At 71.7% G+C, this 17,009-nt stretch carries 15 protein-coding genes and 1 pseudogene; 9 read left to right on the top strand and 7 right to left on the bottom strand.

Annotation, left to right across the window (positions count from 1 at the left end; all coding sequences use genetic code 11):
• Positions 1 to 52: 52 nt before the first annotated feature.
• Positions 53 to 1,417 carry an FAD-dependent oxidoreductase gene (locus ACFXC1_RS08205; protein WP_381240426.1) on the top strand — a complete coding sequence of 455 codons (1,365 nt, stop codon included), beginning with the start codon at positions 53 to 55 and terminating at the stop codon, positions 1,415 to 1,417.
• 59 nt (positions 1,418 to 1,476) lie between these two features.
• On the opposite strand, the gene ACFXC1_RS08200 is transcribed toward ACFXC1_RS08205, so the two are convergent.
• Positions 1,477 to 2,034, bottom strand: coding sequence for a dihydrofolate reductase family protein (locus tag ACFXC1_RS08200; protein WP_381240424.1), 558 nt, complete (start codon positions 2,032 to 2,034; stop codon positions 1,477 to 1,479).
• A 57-nt stretch (positions 2,035 to 2,091) separates the two neighbouring features.
• Positions 2,092 to 3,060 (bottom strand): annotated as a pseudogene (locus ACFXC1_RS08195) (sigma-70 family RNA polymerase sigma factor); the annotation flags it as partial.
• Between the two features lie 8 nt (positions 3,061 to 3,068).
• On the opposite strand from ACFXC1_RS08195, the gene ACFXC1_RS08190 reads away from it, so the two are divergent.
• Positions 3,069 to 4,034 carry a DUF1152 domain-containing protein gene (locus tag ACFXC1_RS08190; protein ID WP_381240421.1) on the top strand — a complete coding sequence of 322 codons (966 nt, stop codon included), beginning with the start codon at positions 3,069 to 3,071 and terminating at the stop codon, positions 4,032 to 4,034.
• An 18-nt stretch (positions 4,035 to 4,052) separates the two neighbouring features.
• On the opposite strand, the gene ACFXC1_RS08185 is transcribed toward ACFXC1_RS08190, so the two are convergent.
• Complete coding sequence (locus ACFXC1_RS08185) at positions 4,053 to 6,131, bottom strand: ATP-binding SpoIIE family protein phosphatase (protein ID WP_381240419.1); 2,079 nt, start codon at positions 6,129 to 6,131, stop codon at positions 4,053 to 4,055.
• A gap of 295 nt (positions 6,132 to 6,426) precedes the next feature.
• On the opposite strand from ACFXC1_RS08185, the gene ACFXC1_RS08180 reads away from it, so the two are divergent.
• On the top strand, positions 6,427 to 6,846 hold the full coding sequence (locus ACFXC1_RS08180; protein ID WP_381240417.1) for a hypothetical protein: 420 nt from the start codon (positions 6,427 to 6,429) through the stop codon (positions 6,844 to 6,846).
• A gap of 264 nt (positions 6,847 to 7,110) precedes the next feature.
• Entirely contained in the window at positions 7,111 to 8,325 is a 1,215-nt protein-coding gene (locus tag ACFXC1_RS08175; RefSeq protein ID WP_381240414.1) for a hypothetical protein, read from the top strand.
• Here the strand turns inward: ACFXC1_RS08175 and ACFXC1_RS08170 are convergent.
• Complete coding sequence (locus tag ACFXC1_RS08170; RefSeq protein WP_381240411.1) at positions 8,308 to 9,006, bottom strand: maleylpyruvate isomerase N-terminal domain-containing protein; 699 nt, start codon at positions 9,004 to 9,006, stop codon at positions 8,308 to 8,310. The two genes, ACFXC1_RS08175 and ACFXC1_RS08170, sit on opposite strands and share 18 nt — an antisense overlap.
• 98 nt (positions 9,007 to 9,104) lie before the next feature.
• On the opposite strand from ACFXC1_RS08170, the gene ACFXC1_RS08165 reads away from it, so the two are divergent.
• Complete coding sequence (locus ACFXC1_RS08165) at positions 9,105 to 10,376, top strand: alpha-L-fucosidase (RefSeq protein WP_381240409.1); 1,272 nt, start codon at positions 9,105 to 9,107, stop codon at positions 10,374 to 10,376.
• A 21-nt stretch (positions 10,377 to 10,397) separates the two neighbouring features.
• Here the strand turns inward: ACFXC1_RS08165 and ACFXC1_RS08160 are convergent, their stop codons facing one another.
• On the bottom strand, positions 10,398 to 11,201 hold the full coding sequence (locus ACFXC1_RS08160; RefSeq protein WP_381240407.1) for an AraC family transcriptional regulator: 804 nt from the start codon (positions 11,199 to 11,201) through the stop codon (positions 10,398 to 10,400).
• 155 nt (positions 11,202 to 11,356) lie between these two features.
• Here ACFXC1_RS08160 and ACFXC1_RS08155 point away from each other — a divergent pair, with 155 nt between their 5' ends.
• The 3 genes from ACFXC1_RS08155 to tgmB all read left to right on the top strand — a co-directional run bounded on the left by ACFXC1_RS08155 (position 11,357) and on the right by tgmB (position 13,012).
• Positions 11,357 to 11,653 (top strand): YkvA family protein, encoded by a 297-nt coding sequence (locus ACFXC1_RS08155; RefSeq protein WP_019070093.1) that lies wholly within the window; start codon positions 11,357 to 11,359, stop codon positions 11,651 to 11,653.
• A 164-nt stretch (positions 11,654 to 11,817) separates the two neighbouring features.
• On the top strand, positions 11,818 to 12,009 hold the full coding sequence (gene tgmA / locus ACFXC1_RS08150; RefSeq protein WP_381240404.1) for a putative ATP-grasp-modified RiPP: 192 nt from the start codon (positions 11,818 to 11,820) through the stop codon (positions 12,007 to 12,009).
• A gap of 16 nt (positions 12,010 to 12,025) precedes the next feature.
• Entirely contained in the window at positions 12,026 to 13,012 is a 987-nt protein-coding gene (gene tgmB / locus ACFXC1_RS08145; RefSeq protein WP_381240402.1) for an ATP-grasp ribosomal peptide maturase, read from the top strand.
• Positions 13,013 to 13,036: 24 nt separating this feature from the next.
• Here tgmB and ACFXC1_RS08140 read toward each other — a convergent pair whose 3' ends face one another.
• Both ACFXC1_RS08140 and ACFXC1_RS08135 read right to left on the bottom strand, forming a co-directional pair.
• Complete coding sequence (locus ACFXC1_RS08140; RefSeq protein WP_381240399.1) at positions 13,037 to 13,588, bottom strand: hypothetical protein; 552 nt, start codon at positions 13,586 to 13,588, stop codon at positions 13,037 to 13,039.
• 46 nt (positions 13,589 to 13,634) lie between these two features.
• Positions 13,635 to 14,780 carry a serine hydrolase domain-containing protein gene (locus ACFXC1_RS08135; protein WP_381240397.1) on the bottom strand — a complete coding sequence of 382 codons (1,146 nt, stop codon included), beginning with the start codon at positions 14,778 to 14,780 and terminating at the stop codon, positions 13,635 to 13,637.
• A gap of 190 nt (positions 14,781 to 14,970) precedes the next feature.
• Here ACFXC1_RS08135 and ACFXC1_RS08130 point away from each other — a divergent pair, with 190 nt between their 5' ends.
• A complete protein-coding gene (locus ACFXC1_RS08130) occupies positions 14,971 to 17,007 on the top strand; it encodes a SpoIIE family protein phosphatase (RefSeq protein WP_381240394.1) in 2,037 nt (678 codons plus the stop codon).
• Positions 17,008 to 17,009: the final 2 nt, after the last annotated feature.

The following is a 17,009-nucleotide window of genomic DNA, read 5'->3' as shown; positions in this document are numbered from 1 at the left end:
TAGCTTAGGCTTCCCGTCGAGTCGCTTGTCATCGTTCGAAGGGAACCTGATCATGCCGCGCCCCCTGCGGGTAGCCATCGTCGGAGCCGGTCCCGCCGGGATCTACGCCGCCGACGCCCTGCTCAAGTCCGAGGTGGCCGCCGAACCCGGTGTGTCCATCGACCTCTTCGAGCGGATGCCCGCGCCCTTCGGCCTGATCCGGTACGGCGTCGCCCCCGACCACCCGCGCATCAAGGGCATCATCACCGCCCTGCACCAGGTCCTGGACAAGCCGCAGATCCGCCTCTTCGGCAACGTCGACTACCCGACCGACATCAGCCTCGACGACCTGCGCTCCTTCTACGACGCGGTGGTCTTCTCCACCGGCGCGACCGCCGACCGCGACATGTCCATACCGGGCATCGAGCTGGACGGCTCCTACGGCGCCGCCGACTTCGTCTCCTGGTACGACGGCCACCCGGACGTCCCGCGCACCTGGCCGCTGGAGGCAGAGAAGGTCGCCGTCCTCGGTGTCGGCAACGTGGCCCTCGACGTGGCCCGCATCCTCGCCAAGACGGGCGACGAACTGCTGCCGACCGAGATCCCGCCGAACGTCCACGAGGGCCTCAAGGCCAACAAGGCCCTGGAGGTTCACGTCTTCGGCCGCCGTGGCCCGGCGCAGGCGAAGTTCTCCCCGATGGAGCTGCGGGAGCTGGACCACTCCCCCAACATCGAGGTCATCGTCGACCCCGAGGACATCGACTACGACGAGGGCTCGATCGCCACCCGTCGTGGCAACAAGCAGGCCGACATGGTCGCCAAGACGCTGGAGAACTGGGCGATCCGCGATGTCGGCGACCGCCCGCACAAGCTGTTCCTGCACTTCTTCGAGTCGCCGTCCGAGATCCTCGGCGAGGACGGCAAGGTCGTCGGCCTGCGCACCGAGCGCACCGCCCTCGACGGCACCGGCAACGTCAAGGGCACCGGCGAGTTCAAGGACTGGGACGTCACCGCGGTCTACCGCGCGGTCGGCTACCTCTCCGACAAGCTGCCCAAGCTGCCCTGGGACATCGAGTCGGGCACGGTCCCGGACGAGGGCGGCCGGGTCATCGAGGAGACCGGCGAGCACCTCCGGTCGACGTACGTCACCGGCTGGATCCGACGCGGCCCGGTCGGTCTGATCGGCCACACCAAGGGCGATGCCAACGAGACGGTCGCGAACCTGCTCGACGACCACGCCAACGGCCGTCTGCACACGCCTGTTTCGCCGGACCCGGAGGCCGTGGAGGCGTTCCTCGCCGAGCGGAACGTCCGCTTCACCACGTGGGACGGCTGGTACAAGCTGGACGCGGCCGAGAAGGCGCTGGGCGAGCCGCAGGGCCGCGAGCGCGTGAAGATCGTCGAGCGTGAGGACATGCTCCGGGCGAGCGGCGCGTAAGCCTCAGCGAGTTGAAGTGCGAGGGGCCCGGCGGGCGTACCGCCGGGCCCCTCCGCGTGTCAGCGCACGGCCCTCCCGTACCGGGCGAACACGGTGGACCCCGTCTTCTCCACCGCCAGGCACTCCAGGAGCGCGGAGGGACCGTCGGCGGCGAAGAGCCGCTCGCCGGTGCCGACGACGGTGGGGAACGTGATGAGCCGGTACTCGTCGACCAGATCCTCCGCCATCAGCGTGTGGACGACGCTCAGGCTGCCCATGACGATGACCTCCCGTTCCTCGCGTTTCACGGTGTCGACGAGATCGCCGTCGAGGACGGTCGAGTTCGCCCACGCCGAGGCATCGGCCAGGGTGCGGGAGGCGACCAGTTTCGTCGCGGCGTTCATGCGGGCGGAGAACGGGTCGTCGCGGTCCGGCCACAGCTGCGCGAACGCCTGCCACGTGCCGCGGCCGAGCAGCAGCACCCCGTCGGCCAGGGTGTCGGCCAGCCGGAACCTGTCGCCCTCGATCTCCTCGCGGCCGTAGCGGAAGAGCCAGCCGCCGTAGGGGGTGCCGTCGGACCCGTCGGGGTCGGAGACGACCCCGTCCAGGGTGGTGAACTGAATGACGGTGACGCTCATGATCCATTGTCCTTTCGGTCGATGCTCACCGGTACGTACCGGCGGCAGCGGCCGAACTCATCGCGGCGGGAGCGGTTGGTCCGAGGAAATCCGCTGCGGCAGGTCGAAGGACGCCAGCACCTGCGGCTCGGTGAACACGACGTTCCGGGTGACGCGGCCGGATACGACCGTGAACACCTGGACGCTGTGCAGCCACCGGTCTCCGTCGGGGTCCTTCGCGTACGCGGCGAGCGCGGGCTGCGAGTTGGCCGTGATCGGCCTCAACGCCCAGTCCGTGCCCCGGAGTTCGAAGACGCGGCGCATGAACGCGCCGTAGTGCTCGGTGCCCAGGAGCCAGAGCGGGACCGGCGGCATCTCCAGGACGACCTCGTCGGCCAGGAGCCGTACGAGGGCGGGGACGTCGGCCGCCTCGAAGGCCCGCAGGTAGCGGTCGATCACCTCGCGCGCCTCGCGGTCGTCCGGTTCGGCGACCGTGTGGCCGTCGCCGATGTCCGTGAGGGCGGCGCGGGCGCGCTGGAGTGTGCTGTTGACGGCCGGGACGGTGGTGTCGAGCTGGTCGGCGACCTCGGCGGCGCTGAACTGGAGCACCTCACGCAGCACGAGCACGGCCCGCTGCCGCGCCGGGAGCCGTTGCAGTGCCACGACCAGGGCGAGCCGCATGTCGGTCCGCGCCTCCATGTCGTAGCGCGCGTCCGGGAAGGGCTGGAGCCAGGGGATGTCGGTCGCCGGGGTGAGCGGGGTCCAGGGGTCCTCGCCCGGTGCGCCGAGGCCGGACGGGAGGGGGCGGCGGGCCCGGCCTTCGAGAGCGGTGAGGCAGACATTGGTGGCGATGCGGTACAGCCAGGTCCGAACGGACGCGCGGCTCGCGTCGTAGCGCTCGCGGGCCTTCCACGCGCGCAGCATCGTCTCCTGCACCAGGTCCTCGGCCTCGTGGAACGAGCCCAGCATGCGATAGCAGTACGCCACCAACTCGCCCCGGTACGGCTCGAAGTCCACCCGCCCATCATGGCGTACGACGCTGCTAACGTCCTCCGGTGTTCTCCCTCCTCGAACCCCCGTTCTTCTCCCGGCTGCGCGAAGCGCGCCGGATCCTCGTCGCCGGGGCCGGCGGCGGCTTCGACGTCTACGCGGGGCTGCCCCTCGCCCTGGCTCTGCGCTCGGCCGGCAAGGAGGTGCACCTCGCCAACCTGTCCTTCGCCGATCTCTACGGCCTCGACCAGGACGTGTGGGTGGAACCGGACGTCGCGGCGGTACGCCCCGACACGAAGGCCCGGGGGGACTACTTCCCCGAGCGTTCGCTCGCCCAGTGGCTCGAGCTGCACGGCATGCCGTCCACGGTGTACGCGTTCCCCCGGACCGGCGTGCAGCCGCTGCGGGCCGCGTACCGCGCGCTGATCGACCACCTGGGCGGTGTCGACGCCGTCGTGCTGGTCGACGGCGGGACCGACATCCTGATGCGCGGCGACGAGCACGGCCTCGGCACACCGGAGGAGGACATGGTCAGCCTCGCCGCGGTGGACGGGCTAGACGACGTGCCAGTGCGGCTGGTGGCGTGCCTGGGCTTCGGCATCGACGCGTACCACGGGGTCAACCACGCGCTGGTGCTGGAGAATCTGGCCGCCCTGGAGCGCGAGGGCGCCTACCTCGGCGCGTTCTCCCTCCCGCGCGCGAGCCGCGAGGGGCGGCTGTACCTCGACGCGGTGGCCCACGCACAGGAGTGCACGCCGGACCACCCGAGCATCGTCAACGGTTCCGTCGCCGCCGCCGTACGCGGGGACTTCGGCGACATCCGTTTCACCGAACGCACGCGTGGCAGCGAGCTGTTCATCAATCCGCTGATGGCGCTGTACTTCTGCGTGGACGCCCCGGGGCTCGCGCGCCGCAACCTCTACCTCGACCGGCTGGCGCGAACTGCGCTGATCCGGCAGGTCAGTTCACTCATCGAGGAGTTCCGCGACGAACTGCCCAGGCAGCGCCCACCGCGCGCCTATCCCCACTGACCGCGGTCACCGGCGTGGTCAAGTCGTAGATGTCAGCGCCTGTTCGGCCCAGATGGTCTTGCCGGTCGGGGTGTGCCGGGTGCCCCAGTCGGCGGTGAGCTGCGCGACCAGGAGGAGGCCCCGGCCGCCCTCGTCGTAGATCCGGGCCCGGCGCAGATGGGGCGAGGTGGAGTTGCCGTCGGAGACCTCGCAGATGAGCGTGCGGTCGAGGATCAGGCGGAGTTGGATCGGCTCGGCGCCGTAGCGGATCGCGTTGGTGACGAGCTCGCTGACGACCAGTTCGGTGACGAAGGCCTCCTCCGTCAGCCCCCAGGCGTCGAGTTGGGCGGTGGCGAGCCGCCGGGCCTCGGAGACGCCCTCGAAGTCGGCTGCCAGGTCCCAGACTTGGACGTGGTCGGCGTCAAGTGCCTTGGTGCGCGCGAGCACCAGGGCCACGTCGTCGCCCGGGTGCTGCGGCAGCAGCGCGGAAAGCAACTGGTCGCAGCGGTCCTCCAGGGTGGACCGCGATCCGGCCAGGGCCTGCCGGAGCCGGGAGATGCCGAGGTCCGGGTCCCGGTCGGCGGACTCCACCAGACCGTCCGTGTACAGGGCGAGGAGGGTGCCTTCGGGCAGTTCGAGCTCGGTGGTCTCGAAGGGCAGGCCGCCCACGCCGAGGACCGGGCCGACGCCGATGTCGACCACCTTCGTGGTGCCGTCCGGCAGGACGAGGACGGGCGGCGGGTGACCGGCACTGGCGGCGCTCAGCATCCGCGACACCGGGTCGTAGACGGCGTACAGACAGGTCGCCCCGGTGCCGCCGACACCGGCCCGCCCGCCGTTCTCGTCGTCGCCGCCGAGCCGCAGGACCAGGTCGTCGAGGTGGGCCAGGAGTTCGTCGGGCGGAAGGTCGACGTCGGCGAGCGTCTGGACCGCGGTGCGCAGCCGTCCCATGGTCGCGGAGGCCTGGATGCCGTGGCCGACCACGTCGCCGACCACCAGGCCCACCCGCGCGCCGGAGAGCGGGATGATGTCGAACCAGTCACCGCCGACACCGGCCCGCGAGTCGGTGGGCAGATAGCGGCAGGCGACGTCGACCGCCGACTGCGGAGATGTCCCCCGCGGCAGCAGGTTCTCCTGGAGGGTGAGCGCGGTGGAGCGCTCCCGGGTGTAGCGGCGGGCGTTGTCGACGCAGAGGGCGGCCCGGCCGGCGATCTCCCGCGCCAGGGCGAAGTCGTCCTGCGTGAAGGGGTCTGGCCGGGTGCGCAGCAGTACGGCGACGCCCAGCGTGGTGCCGCGCGCGATCAGCGGCACGGCCAGCAGCGAGGTGACGACGAAGCCCCGCATCTTCGCGGCCCGCGCCGGGACGCCCGCGATCCACCGGTCGAAGTCCGGGTCGCCGCTCCCGCTGAGGACCGGACGGCCGGTGAGCAGGGCGCGGGCGGGCGGCGAGAACGGCGGGTAGGTGTCGCTGGCGCCCAGGCCGATCACGGCCTCCGGGGTCCCCTTCTCGGTGGACAGATGCGCGGCCCGGCGGAGCACGACGTCCGCGTCCGGGCCGCCGTCCTCGGGCTCCTCGCCGTGCATCACCGCCTCCAGCAGGTCCACGCTCGCGAAGTCGGCGAACCTCGGGACGACCAGTTCGGCGAGTTCCCGCGCGGTGCGGTCGAGGTCGAGGGTGGTGCCGACGGAGACGGCGGCCTCGTCGAGCACCGCGAGCCGCTGCCGCGCCCAGTGCTGCTCGCTGCTGTCGAAGCCCGCCATGCCCACCGCGCAGACCTCGCCCCGGTCGTCCCGGACCGGCCACAGTTCCAGGTTCCAGGCGTGCTCGCGGATTCCGGACGGGGCGCGGGTGTAGCTCTCGTAGTGCGCGGGTTTGCCCGTGGCCGCCACGTCGCGCAGTGCCTGGAGGGTGCCGAGCTGGTCGACGTCCGGGGGCAGGCCGTAGGGAAAGGCATGGCCGCGCAGGGCCTCCTCGCCGAGCCCCATGACCTCGCAGGCCACGGCGTTGAGCCGCAGATACCGCTGCGCGGCGTCGAACACCGACATCGAGAACGACGCCTGCCGGAACGCGCGCTCGATCAGCGCGCGCTCGTCGTCGTCCCCGCGGGCGGGATCCATGGGATCAGTGTGCTCCCGCGCCCGGACGCCAACAACCGGGCGCCGGACCAGCCCTCCGGCGCCGGCGGGATCGAACGAATACTTGGGGTCCGTAAATGCTGTGAAGTGCCCCACGACGGGTAGTTCTTAACTCAGCGCCTCTTCCGCGTGAACACCCCCACTCAAAGGAACTGTGGTCTTGGCTCTCGCGTACCCTGACGCCCCGTCAGCCCGTCGACCAGGGCGTACCTGGACTATTCGCATCACAGGTCACCGCGACCGCACCGCCTCGGTCAGCTGCTCCTCCGGGTGCGGCATGCCCGCCCGGTCGCGTGACCTCCCGGCCCTGCGCCGCTTCGCCGAAGCCCATGCGGCGGCCCATGTCAGAGCGGCGACCGTACGCCCCGACGCGGCCTGCGGCTGCCGTCGGCAGCGGTGTGCGGCGCACGAGGGGACCCGGGTCGACTGCTCGGGTTCGGTGCTGCTCGTGCTGCGGCACGATCCGGCGGTCGGCCAGGTGTGGACCCTGTCCGAGGTCTGTGCGGCCTGCGCCTCGCTGATGACGCACACCCGGGTCGTCGGCAAGCCCGTGCCGCGCACCCGGCCGCCGCGCCAGGAGACGGTCGTACCGCTGGAAGCGCCGTCCCCGGCGGGCGCGCGTTCGGTTCCGGCCGGGTTCAGCGCGCCGCAGGCCGAGGCGGGTGTGCCGTCCCGGCCGGAGCGCCGGCGAAGGTGAGGTGTGCGGGGGTACACGGAAGGGACCCACCCCGAGCGGATGGTGGGCGGGTCCCGTCCGCGCCACCATTCTGCGGACCGGGCCATGTCAAAGGCACGTGTGAAACCCCGCCGCCCGGAGCGGACCGATCACACCCCGCGCGTATGCTCACGCGGGATCGCAGGAATTCCGGGCATACGAGACTCAACGACCCCCGCTTGACCCGCCAAGATCTCCCACGGGGATACTGGTGGGTCAGCCCCGCTCCCGCCCGCAGATTGGCCTATGTCGAACTCCTCCACAGCTTCGCCCACGATCCCCCACACGGTGTGGCTGGCTCGCGGCCGCCACGTCGGGTCCGAGGACGCGGCGGGTGTCGTACGGCGACAGTTGCAGCGACTCAAGGACCGCGAGGTCATCGACGACCTCATGGAACCGGACGAGAACCAGGGCCATGATCCCGGGGAGCTGGTCTTCGAGGCCCGTTGGCGGGTCGAGGAGACGGTGACCGTGCGGGCGCGGCTCACGTTTCCGGCGCCGCCGGAGCCGGGCTCGCCCTCGGCCTCGGCTTCGGGCGACGGGCGGGAATGGATCCTGGTCGCGGAGGCCGAGCGGACCTGGGCTCCCCACTGGCCCTCCCCCGCGACCGTCTTCTGGCCCGGGGACGCGGATGCCGGCTGGGACCACGCGCCGGTCCCCGGTCTGCGCTTCCGGGAGGTCAATCCGCTGCCGCACGACGAGAAGGACCTGCGGCGGCTGTTCCGGAGCTGCGCGCAGGACGGCTGGAGCGTGCACGTCGTCGTGCACGAGGCGATGACCCCGGACGCGCTCGGCCGGCTCCCGCTGGCCCGGCTGCTGCCGACGAGTCTGCGGCACTGTGTGGTGGAGCACCGGGCCACACCCGACCAACTACGGTCCGTCAACTGGGCGTTGCTGCGCGAGTTCGACTTCCAGGTGCCGCGCGGCGGCGCCGTCGTACTCCCCACCAACCCGGCCGCCCCCGGCTACGACGTGCGCGACTTCTCCGTGCGCAGCGTCTTCCTCGACGGCTCCGAGCCCACCGAACTCGTGGACGTGCTCTGCCGTTACGCCGCCTCCGCGCGCCCGCTGCCGGAGGGCGGGGAGGAAGCCGTCACCGCGCTGCGCGAGCAGTGGAGCCTGATGACGATGGAGGAGGAACTGGCCCGGGAGCGCAGGCTCGTGGCCATGTACGCCGAGGCGCTCGACGCGATGACCAAGTCCCGGGATCTGTACCGGGAAGCGGCCGACCGCGCGAACGAGGCGCTGGCCGCGCTGCGCGAGTCGGGGGGCGCTGTCGTGCCGGGCGGGCCTCCCGCGTCGACGGGGTCCCCGTTCCAGCGGACGTTCGGCCGCTTGCGGGACGCGACGAAGGCGCTGCGCCCGGCGCCGCCGGCCGAGAGAGACCCTGTACCGCCGGCGGCCGACGGGGACCGTGTCGATCCGTTGCGGGACGGCGACGAGTCAGCTGAAGAGCGGTAGCCGGTCGGCGTCCTCACCGAGGGAACGTCGTTCGTCCCCGGTGAGGGGTGTGCGGCCCGTGGCGGCGCGCGCGTAGTGCTCGTCCGTCCAGTCCAGGGGGACGGGGCGGCCCAGCAGTCCGTCCAGGGTGGTGCGCACAATGGCCAGTCCGTTCGCGGATGGGCCGTGCGCGTCGGGCAGCTCCCGGACGAGGTCGAGGTGGTGGATGCTCGCCTCGACCGCGAGGGTGGTCATCAGGTCGGCGGCGGTCAGGACGTGGCCCTGGGTCGACACCAGGAGGTCCGGGTCCGTCGCGGCGGCGGCCGTCACCGTGGCCGTGGCGGTCTCCAGGTACAGCGCGCGCAGCTGCCGGAAGTCGAGAAACATGCTCGCCCCGACCCTGCTCCAGCGCCGCCCGTTGGCCGCGCCTGCAGGATCGGGCCGCCAGTCCTGCCAGTAGCTGACGGCATCGCGGTCGGCCGGGCCCGGGGCGGGGGTGTGCAGCGCGACCAGAGCGCGCTGGGCGTCCGCGAGGCAGTGGAAGACCAGATCGCGTACCGCCCAGCCCGTGCAGGCGGTCGGCAGCCAGGACTCCTCGTCCCCGAGCGGCGCGACGACGGACGCCAACGCCTCGTAGGAATCGCGCAGTTCCTGGAGCGGGCGGCTCCGGTGACGCGAGTGGCTTCCGGGAACCTCAGTCATGCGACCACCCTACGCAGCACCGTGGCGGTGGTGAAAATGGACCACCAGTGGTGATCACCGCCCACGCGCCCCGCCGTCGCGCGGCCTAGCTTGGCGGTATGCCGATGCAACCCTGGTTCCGCGATGCCAAGTTGGGCATCTTCGTCCACTACGGGATCTACGCCGTCGACGGCGTGCCGGAGTCCTGGTCGTTCTACACGGGCCAGGTTCCGCACGACCAGTACATGCGCCAGCTGGACGGGTTCACCGCCGCGCGCTACGAACCACGGGACTGGGCAAGGCTGTTCGCGCGGGCGGGCGCCCGGTACGCGGTGCTCACCGCCCGGCACCACGACGGTGTGGCCCTGTGGGACTCGGCCCACGGCGACCTGGACGTGGTCCGCCGCACCCCGGCCGGCCGCGATCTGATCGGGCCCTATGCCGAGGCGCTGCGCGAGGAGGGCCTCAAGGTCGGGCTCTACTACTCCCACTCCGACTGGAACCACCCCGACTACGCCAGCGCGGTGCACCCGAACCCGCCGGACGACGAGATTGTCGCCAACCCGTACGCCTCCGCGCGGCCCGGCGAGGAGGATCCGGTCGCCTGGGCGCGCTACCTCGCCTACCGCGACGGCCAGGTCGGCGAGTTGGTGGACCGCTTCCGGCCCGATCTGCTGTGGTTCGACGGCGAGTGGGAGCGGGCCGAAGAGCAGTGGGGCATGCGGGAGTTGGCGGAGCTGATCCTCGCCGGAAAGCCCGACACCGTCCTCAACGCCCGCATGCTCGGCCACGGCGACTACGCGACGCCCGAGCAGGGGGTGCCGCTGCAAGCCCCGGACGGGCCTTGGGAGTTGTGTCTGACGGTCAACGACTCGTGGGGTTTCCAGCACGGGGACCACCATCACAAGTCGGTGCGGCAGCTGGTGCGTTACTTCACGGAGACCATCGGGATGGGCGGCAATCTGCTGCTCGACGTGGGCCCGAGGGAGGACGGGACGATCCCGGCCGCGCAGGTGGAGCGGCTCGAGGGGCTGGGCGCGTGGATCGCCCGGCACTCCGAGGCGGTGTACGGCACGGTGGCCGGCCTGCCCTCCGGGCACCACTACGGGGCGAGCACCCTGTCCGCCGATCGCCGCACGCTGTACCTGGTGTGCTTCGACCCGCCCCGCGAGTCGGTGTCGTTGCGCGGCCTGCGTACGCCCGTCAAGCGGGTCCAGGTACTCGGAACCGGCGCCGCACTCGGCCACGACGTGATCGGCGGGCTCGGCGAGGTGCCGGGCGTGACGTGGATCGACGCCTCGCGGGCCGCCGATGTGGACGACCTGGCGACGGTCCTGGCGGTGGAGCTGGACGGGGAGTTGGACCTGTACCGGGGTACGGGCCGGGACTGACCCGCAGAGTACGGGCCGGCTTCACCCGGTACCGGCGCGAACCGCCCTCGGTGAGGCGCCCAGTTCGCGTCGGCACGCCTTGTTGAAGGCCTGGAGGTCGCCGATGCCGACGGCCGCCGCGATCGCCGGGACGGACAGCGTCGACTCGCGGAGCAGGTGCCGCGCGTGTTCCAGGCGCCGGTGCCGGATGTAGGCGACAACCGTGCTGCCGATCTCGGCGCGGAACAGGCGGATGAGGTGGTTGTGCGAGACCCCGGCCACGCGCGCCACCTCGGGCACCGTCAGCGGTGCCGCCAGGTGCGCCTCGATGTGTGCGACGGCGAGGGCCAGCGCGGGATGGGGTCCGGCGGTGTCACCTGCGGTCGGGGTCGCGAGGTCGGCCACCCGCCACAGCACCGTCCACAACTCGGCAGCCGCACGGGCGGAGTTGCGCGGCGCCGCCGCCATGGCCCGCAGCATCAGGTCGGTGAGCACGGGTGTCTGCGTACCGGCGTCCTGCATCACGGGAACGGTCAACCGCTCACCGGCGGAGGGGAGTTCCAGGTGGGCGAAGAGATGCTCGGAGCGGCCCCGGTAGTGGAAGCGCACCAGCGCGCCGGGCGGCACCAGACTCACATGACCGGGCCTGATCCCGTACGGCACCCCGTCGACGGTCAACTCCGCCTCGTACCGGTAGAGATGGAGCTGCCAGAGGTCGGGCAGCCGGAACACGTCACGCGGGCTCGCCGTGCCGTGCACACCGACCCCGAGGCCCGCGACGCGCGGTGGGGCGTCGAGGCAGATCCGTACATGGGTTCCCGTTCCCGTACCGCTGGTCGCGCTCACGGTGAAAACGTACCAGCGCCCGACGTGGCGCAGATGGCTGTCAAGACCGTTCCCGGCGTTCGGGTGTGATGTTCCCCTCTTCGGCAATACCGGGGCCTCAACCGGGCATCCGGATAGGGCACATGCCGTGCGGCCGGACCGGAAAAGGGGAGCCCGTGGATTCGACCACAACCGTGATCGTCGTCGCCGTGGTGCTCGCGGTGGCACTGCTCGCCGTGGCCGTCGGAGTGCTGGTGCGGCTCGTCCGCATGCGGCGCGGACTGCGGCGCGCAGGGCTTCCGACCGGCCCCAAGTGGGTTTTCTGGGGTGCCGTCCTGTACTTCGTGCTGCCGACCGACCTGATGCCGGATCCCGTGTACTTGGACGACATCGCCGTACTTCTGCTCGCCCTGCGCTCGATGCGCAAGTCCCTCGGCGAGCAGGAGGAGGGGCGGCCGGGCGACCTCGGCTGAACCCTGAAAGGCTCTTACCTTCCTTACCCTGGTTACACAGAGTAAGGAAACCATTCACTCGTTCGATTCGTATAAGTCTCTGGAAGCAGACGGAAGTCAGCGGGCCAAGCGACCTCGCAGGGTGGCCACCGCTTGCACGAGGCAGTACCGACGAGGGAGAGACGATGCAACCGTTCGCGCTCAACTACGCTCGCCCGGCAGCACAGTTGGAGATTACCGCTCCGTACAGCTACGACTCCGGACTGCAGTTGAACGTGCTCGCCGACGGACGGGTCGCCGCCCATGATCTCGCTCTGCTGAGAGAACTGGGGACCACGACGTCCACCGCGGGATCGAAGACTCACTTCGACGACTGAACGCGGAACGACGAAAATGACCGTGTTGGTCCTTACCTGCGAAGAGGACGTCACCGCGGACCTGGTGATGGTGCACCTGCACGCGGCCGGTGTCCCCGTGGTCCGGATCGATCCCGCCGACCTCACCGGCGGGGTCGCGCTCTCCGGCGAGTACGTCCACGGAGCCTTCCGCGGCCATCTCGCCGCCGGCGGACGGCTGGTGAGCGTGAGCGGGCTGCGTTCCATCTGGGTGCGCAGACCGGGCGCCCCGGCGACCCGCGCACCCCAGCCCTCCGCGTGGCTCACCGAGGAGGCCTCACAGGCGCTCTACGGCATGCTGCGCGGCTCCGGCGCCCGCTGGATGAACCACCCCGACGCGGCGCGCCGCGCCCGGCACAAGCCCTGGCAGCTGCGGCTGGCCCAGCGCAGCGGACTGCCGGTGCCCGCGACGCTGATCACCACGTTCCCGCAGGCCGCCCGCGAGTTCTCCCGGCGCTTCCCGGACCTGGTGGTCAAGCCCGTCTCCGGTGCCCATCCGCAGGATCCGCCCCGGGCTGTGCCGACCAGCCGGGTCGCGCCGGACACCGACTTCGCCGCCGTGGCCTTCGGTCCCACGCTGCTGCAGCGCCGGATCGCCAAGCGTGCCGACATCCGGCTCACCGTGGTGGGCGACCGGATGCTGGCCGCCCGTATGGCGACCGCCCAGGACGCGGACCCCGCCGAGGTCGACGTCCGCTTCGCCGCGCCTGCGCAGCCCTGGCACCCCGCCGAGGTCCCGCCGCGCGTCGCCGAGGCCGTCCTGACGTATCTGCGCGAGGCCGAACTGGCCTACGGCGCCTTCGACTTCGCCGAGGACGCGGACGGCACCTGGTGGTTCCTGGAGTGCAACCAGTCGGGCCAGTTCGGCTTCGTCGAGGCGGACACCGGCCAGCCGATCGCCCGCACCATCGCGGAGTGGCTGGCCCTGCCAGCCGCCCCGGAACGGGAAGGTCTGGTCAACGAGTCGGACAGCACGGTCGCTTGAGGTAGCGGAAACGGTTCGCCGTAGTCACAGTTCGCAGCCGTCCTGCCAGTTGCACGCGCCACAGATGACCAGCCGCAGCGCCCTGTCGTACTGATGGTCGACCGTGACGTACGGGCGCAGCCGTTCGCTGCTTTCTCCACACCCCGGGCAGCTCGCGAACAGTCCCAGAGGGCCGAAGTCGCTGATCGCCAGGGTGTTTTCGGTCGGGTTGCCCCGAACCGGGAGCGGCGGCACGAGGGCCGGGAAGGCGAGGCGCACGATCATCGCCGCCGCCTCGTCCGACACCCGGCCCCGGCCCTGAGCGAGCCGTAGGTGGCGCAGCCCGGCCAGGGCGGACGGCAGGAGCGTGTCGTCGAGCCGGACGGGCACAGGTGCGCCGGGCGGCGCGGGTTCCGTCGGTGTTCGGTTCCACGCCGCCGACCACAGCAGGACGACGACGGTCTCCGGGTCGGGGGCACCGTCCGCGGCCGTCGGCCACACGTCGAGCACGACGTCGGCACCGGCGCGTCGCAGCGCGTCCGCGAGCGCCGACGCCGCCCGCTCGTCCTGCCGTTGATAGGTGAGTCGCGTGTGCACGCACTCATGGTGCGGCATGCCGGAGGCGTCCGGCACGCCTGTGGTGTTACGACCCGTATGTCCCCAGGAGGCTGCACACCGCGTCCTCCTCGACCGCGCGCACCTTGCTCAGCAGAGCGGCGTTCCCCGCCTGGTTCACCTGAGTTGTCAATGAGAAAGTGAGCGCGCGCCGGCCGTCGGGGGTGGCCGCGATCAACTGTGTGTAACCGAGGGTGTTTCCGGTATGTCCAAGAACGACCCCGCAGCGGGTTTCGTAGCGGAAGATGGCCAGTCCCGCGCTGTTGCTGCCCGGTCCCGCCGGTTCGGAGGCGCCGGGGATCCAGTGCCGCTGTTCCCGCAGCGCCGCCTTCGAGGTGAGGGCTCCGGAGGCGTAGCCGCCGATGAACGAGGCGAGGTCGCGGGGCGAGGAGGTGATGCCGCCGGACGCCCACACCCCCGACATGCCGATCGTCTCGCTGACGTCCTCGGGTCCGGACGGTCCGCCGACCGCGTAGCCGTGCATGTACGGCTCCGGCATCCGGTACCCCTGCGGCAGACTCGTGTCGCGCAGGCCCAGCGGCCGGTACACGTGGCGGCGCAGCAGGTCCTCGTAGCGCGTACCGGTCGCGGCCTCCGCCATCAGCGCCACGGCGATGTTGTCGGAGTTGGAGTACTGGTACTGCGAACCGGGCGCGAACCGCAGCGGCTCTCCCGCCACGAAGTCGAGCAGGTGCCGCGAGTCGAAGTGGTGGTGCGGGTCGGCCTGGATGAGGCTCCGGAACTCCGCGCTCTGGCTGTAGTCCGGGAGCCCGCTGGTGTGCTGGAGGAGCTGACGCAGCGTCACTGCCGCCCAGGCTTTGGGGAGTTGGGGCAGCCGGGTGCCGATCGTGTCGTCGAGGGTGAGCCGGTGCTGTCGTACGAGACTCAGGGCCACCGCCCCGCTGAACGCCTTGCTGGTGCTGGCGGTCCGGGTGTGGTCGCGCGCTTCGAGCGGGCGGCCGGTGGTGACGTCGGCGGTACCGGCCCGCAGCACGCGCTGCCGGTCGCCGTCGCGCAGCACGACGATCACCCCGGGCGGGCCGTCCGGCGCGGCGACCAGTTCGTCGAGGCCGCGCTGGAGGGAGTGGTCGTCGGCCGCGACGGGCGACGCGGGCACGAGGGCGCCGACACAGCCGGCGACCAGGAGGGAGACGAGACGGAGGGGGAAGGGCATCGGGTTTCCTGGGGGAAGTGGGGGGCAGGGCACGACCAGAATCCGGGGGCTCGTCGGCTCCCGCACGGGTAAGTGCTCCATACGGCCCCCTGTCCTCACGGTGTTGCCGGGTGGGGCGGGCTGTGCCGTAATCGGATGACCGGTGGTGCGGATCTTGGTGGTGTCGTGCCGCGCCGGAAGGAGCGGCTGGATGGACGCGTACGGTGCCGGGGACGGTGTCACGGCCGCCTCGGGAGGGCTGCTGGACCTGTTGCAGGTCGCGGCGGTGGTCCTGGACGCCGGCGGGTACATCGCCCTGTGGAGTCCCGAGGCGGAGCAACTGCTCGGCTACTCCGCCGAGGAGGCGCTGACGCAGCGCGCCGACCGGCTGCTGGTGGCGCCCGACGACCGGGTCCGGGCGCGTGAGCTGTTCGCCCAGGTGGGCTCGGGTGCCCGTTGGGCGGGGGTCTTCCCGATGCTGCACCGGGACGGCACCGAGCGGCCCGTGGAGTTCCGCACGATGCGGCTGCGCGACAGCCACGGCCAGGCACATCTGCTGGGACTGGCGGCGAACGCCACGACCGTACGCGGCGTCGAACGGGATCTGGCGCTGTCCCACAGCCTGGTGCGGCAGACACCGGTGGGCATCGCCGTGTTCGACACCGATCTGCGCTGGGTCACGGTGAACCCGGCCCTGGAGCGCATCAACGGCGTACCGGAGGCCGAGGTCGTCGGGCGTCGGGTCGGCGAGGTGCTGCCGGGTCTCGACGTGGCGGCCATCGAGTCGCGGATGCGGCATGTGCTGATCACCGGCAAGCCGCTGCTGGACCAGCAGACCGTGGGCCGTACGCAGGCCGATTCCGCGGAGCGGGCGTACTCGGAGTCGTACCACCGCATCGAGGACGCGCAGGGCCGGGTGCTCGGTCTCGCGATGGCCGTCCTGGACGTCACCGAGCGGGAGCAGGCGGCGGCCGAGGTCGCGCAGGCGCGCCAGCACCTGTCCGTGGTGGCCGAGGCCGGGGTACGGATCGGCACGACGCTGGACCTCCAGCAGACCGCGCGGGAGCTGGCCGACGTGGCGGTACCGCATGTGGCCGACCTGGCCGCCGTGGACGTACTGGAATCGGTCGTGGCGCACGGCCGGATCACTCCGGTGGCCGGGGACGCGCAGGTCGAGTTCCGGGCGCTGGCCGTCGCGGCCGGATACCTCACCGACGCGATCCACGCGGCGGACCCGGTCGGCGAACTGGCCACCTACGGCCCCCATCGCATCATCACCCAGTGCGTCCGCGAGGCCGGGCCGATCCTGGTGGAGCGGGTGGACCGGCCGATGATGCGGCGCATCGCCAGGGACGCACGCGCCGCCCAGACCCTGCGCGCGGCGGGCGTCCACTCCTACCTCGCCGTCCCGCTGATGGCCCGCGGCGAGGTGCTCGGCACACTGAGCCTCTACCGCACCGTCAACGAGCGCCCCTTCGACGAACAGGACCGCCTCCTCGCCTCGGAACTCGCCGCGCGCGCCGCGATCTGCATCGACAACGCCCGTCTCTACGGCCGTGAGCGCACCACCGCGCTGACCCTGCAGCGCAGCCTGCTGCCGCCGGCCCCGGCCCGGCAGGACGGGCTCGACATCGCCGCCCGCTATCTGCCGGCGCTGAGCGAGGTCGGCGGCGACTGGTACGACGTACTGCCGCTGGGGCCGGGCCGGACCGGGCTCGTCGTGGGCGATGTGATGGGCAAGGGAGTCCAAGCGGCCGCCATCATGGGGCAGTTGAGCTCGGCGACCCGCGCGCTGGCCCGACTCGACCTGCCGCCCGCCGAGTTGCTGCACCACCTGGACGACCTGACCGGCTCGCTCGACACGATCGCGACCTGCGCGTACGGCGTGGTCGACCTCGGCCGGGGCACCTGCGCCCTGTCCAGCGCCGGGCATCTGCCGCCCGTCCTGATCCGCCCCGACGGCCATGCGGAACTCCTCGACATCCCCGGCGGAGTCCCGCTCGGTGTCGGCGGGGTGGACTTCGGGACCGCCGAAGTCGAGTTCACCGCGGGCGCGTTGCTCGCCCTGTACACCGACGGGCTGGTGGAGAACCGGGGTGAGTCGATCGACGTGGGACTGCACACGCTGACGCGGCTGTTGCAGAGTTCCCGGCGGCCCCTGGAGCAGACGGGCGACATGCTCCTCAACGCGCTGCGCCCCGAGCCCGACGACGATGTCGCGCTCCTCCTGGTCCGCGCCACGGGCTGACC

This window comes from Streptomyces hokutonensis, from assembly GCF_042751305.1.
GTDB lineage: Bacteria > Actinomycetota > Actinomycetes > Streptomycetales > Streptomycetaceae > Streptomyces > Streptomyces hokutonensis_A.
This window is presented reverse-complemented; position numbering and strand designations above follow the sequence as displayed.

What these genes read in the sequence shown, in the direction of transcription:
- ACFXC1_RS08205 (WP_381240426.1), top strand. Translation starts at nt 53, where the DNA reads ATGCCGCGCCCCCTGCGGGTAGCCATCGTCGGAGCCGGTCCCGCCGGG.
- ACFXC1_RS08200 (WP_381240424.1), bottom strand. Translation starts at nt 2,034, where the DNA reads ATGAGCGTCACCGTCATTCAGTTCACCACCCTGGACGGGGTCGTCTCC.
- ACFXC1_RS08185 (WP_381240419.1), bottom strand. Translation starts at nt 6,131, where the DNA reads ATGGATCCCGCCCGCGGGGACGACGACGAGCGCGCGCTGATCGAGCGC.
- ACFXC1_RS08180 (WP_381240417.1), top strand. Translation starts at nt 6,427, where the DNA reads ATGCCCGCCCGGTCGCGTGACCTCCCGGCCCTGCGCCGCTTCGCCGAA.
- ACFXC1_RS08175 (WP_381240414.1), top strand. Translation starts at nt 7,111, where the DNA reads ATGTCGAACTCCTCCACAGCTTCGCCCACGATCCCCCACACGGTGTGG.
- ACFXC1_RS08170 (WP_381240411.1), bottom strand. Translation starts at nt 9,006, where the DNA reads ATGACTGAGGTTCCCGGAAGCCACTCGCGTCACCGGAGCCGCCCGCTC.
- ACFXC1_RS08165 (WP_381240409.1), top strand. Translation starts at nt 9,105, where the DNA reads ATGCCGATGCAACCCTGGTTCCGCGATGCCAAGTTGGGCATCTTCGTC.
- tgmA (WP_381240404.1), top strand. Translation starts at nt 11,818, where the DNA reads ATGCAACCGTTCGCGCTCAACTACGCTCGCCCGGCAGCACAGTTGGAG.
- tgmB (WP_381240402.1), top strand. Translation starts at nt 12,026, where the DNA reads ATGACCGTGTTGGTCCTTACCTGCGAAGAGGACGTCACCGCGGACCTG.
- ACFXC1_RS08135 (WP_381240397.1), bottom strand. Translation starts at nt 14,780, where the DNA reads ATGCCCTTCCCCCTCCGTCTCGTCTCCCTCCTGGTCGCCGGCTGTGTC.
- ACFXC1_RS08130 (WP_381240394.1), top strand. Translation starts at nt 14,971, where the DNA reads ATGGACGCGTACGGTGCCGGGGACGGTGTCACGGCCGCCTCGGGAGGG.